The organism is Xylanibacter rodentium (genome assembly GCF_013166575.1).
GTDB classification, from domain to species: Bacteria; Bacteroidota; Bacteroidia; order Bacteroidales; family Bacteroidaceae; genus Prevotella; species Prevotella rodentium.
On sequence record NZ_JABKKE010000055.1, the window covers coordinates 1 to 1,950 of the forward strand.

Here is a 1,950-nt window from a genome sequence, read left to right on the forward strand (position 1 = left end):
ACCTGAACATAGCAAGGTATGTTTTCAGCCGCTCAAAACATTTTGAGCAGCCACGAAAACGCCTTGCCCTTGCAGGGGGCGGGCTTACCCTCCGAAGTCGGGAAGCCTCTCAAACCTGCGGTGCTGTGCCTTGAAGCGGCGGCTTATGCCGTCAGACTGCTAAATCCAAAGTAATATGAGTGAAAAAAGAAAGAACAAGACCGGGAGAAATCCCAAACTCGATCCGGCGGTGTTCCGCTACACCGTTCGTTTCAGCGAGGAGGAGCACAACCGTTTCCTCTCCATGTTTGAGAAGTCGGGCGTTTACGCCAAGTCGGTTTTCCTGAAGGCGCACTTCTTCGGGCAGCCGTTCAAGGTGCTGAAAGTGGACAAGACGCTGGTGGATTACTACACCAAACTGTCCGATTTTCACGCGCAGTTCCGCGCAATAGGTACAAATTACAACCAAGTCGTGAAGGAACTGAGGCTGCATTTTTCCGAGAAAAAGGCGATGGCGTTGCTCTACAAGCTGGAGCAACAGACCGTCGAACTCGTGAAACTGAGCCGCCGGATTGTGGAACTTTCAAGGGAGATGCAGGAAAAATGGTCGCAAAAATCAGTGTAGGAAACTCGTTGTACGGCGCACTTGCCTACAACGGGGAGAAGATCAACGAGGCGAAAGGGCGGCTTCTGACGACCAACCGCATCTACAATGACGGTACGGGAACGATGGACATCCATAGGGCGATGGAGGACTTTCTCGGCATGATGCCCGTGCGGTCGAAGGTGGAGAAACCGGTGGTGCATATCTCGCTCAATCCGCATCCCGATGATATTTTGACGGATACGGAGTTTCAGAACATCGCACGGGAGTATTTGGAGAAGATGGGCTTCGGCAACCAGCCGTATCTCGTTTTCAAGCACGAGGACATCGACCGCCACCATCTGCATATCGTGACGGTCAGGGTGGACGAGGACGGCAGGAGCATAGACACCCGGAATAACTTTTACCGGAGCAAGCAGATAACACGCGAACTGGAACGGAAATACGGGCTGCATGACGCGGAACGCAAGAACCGCCGTCTTGACACGCCGCTGCGCAAAGTGGACGCTTCTGCGGGCGACGTGAAGAAGCAGGCGGGGAATGTGATTAGAGAACTGAACCGCATGTACAAGTTTCAGACGATGGGCGAATACCGCGCACTCCTTTCCTTATATAATATGACGGTGGAGGAAACGCACGGTAATGTGCGCGGACGCGAGTATCACGGGCTGGTCTATTCCGTCACGGATGACATGGGCAACAAAGTCGGTAATCCGTTCAAATCCTCGCTTTTCGGGAAGTCCGCAGGCTATGAAGCCGTGCAGAAGAAATTTGCCCGTTCCAAGCAGGAGATTAAGGACAGGAAACCCGCCGGAATGACGAAACGCACCGTCCTTTCCGTACTTGAAGGCACGTATGACAAGGAGAAGTTCGTTTCGCGGCTCAGGGAGAAGGGTATCGACACAGTGCTGCGCTACACGGAGGAAGGGCGCATCTACGGAGCCACGTTCATCGACCACCGCACGGGCTGCGTGCTGAACGGCTCGCGCATGGGCAAGGAACTTTCCGCCAACGCCTTGCAGGAACACTTCACGCTGCCTTATGCCGGACTGCCGCCTATTCCGCTGTCCGTTCCGGTGGAAACAAGAGAGGATATGCGCGGACAGAGCGCATCCGACCACGAGAACACGGCGGGCGGTGTCGGTCTGATCACTCCCGAAGGTCCGGCTGTGGATGCCGAGGAGGAAGCCTTCATCCGGGCGATGCAGCGCAAGAGGAAAAAGAAAAGGCGCAAGGGCTTGGGAATGTAACCGGAAGTATCAACAATAAATATTTTTCAATCTATGTCACAACAAGAAGACGATTTGAGGGCATTGGCGAAAATCATGGATTTTCTGCGTGCCGTGAGTATTATTTTAGTGGTCATG

At 53.7% G+C, this 1,950-nt stretch carries 3 protein-coding genes; all 3 read left to right on the forward strand.

From position 1 onward, the window contains the following. Positions 1-175 precede the first annotated feature (175 nt). The gene (mobA, locus tag HPS55_RS13955; protein ID WP_005867745.1) at positions 176-604 is read left to right on the forward strand and encodes a conjugal transfer protein MobA; all 429 of its coding nucleotides are present in this window, start codon (positions 176-178) and stop codon (positions 602-604) included. Beyond that, on the forward strand, positions 583-1,833 hold the full coding sequence (gene mobB, locus HPS55_RS13960; protein WP_172325105.1) for a conjugal transfer protein MobB: 1,251 nt from the start codon (positions 583-585) through the stop codon (positions 1,831-1,833). The genes mobA and mobB overlap by 22 nt, the downstream gene beginning before the upstream one ends. Positions 1,834-1,866: 33 nt before the next feature. Then, positions 1,867-1,950, forward strand: an 84-nt coding sequence (locus HPS55_RS14400) for a YWFCY domain-containing protein (RefSeq protein ID WP_151859353.1), incomplete at its 3' end; no start/stop codon positions are given.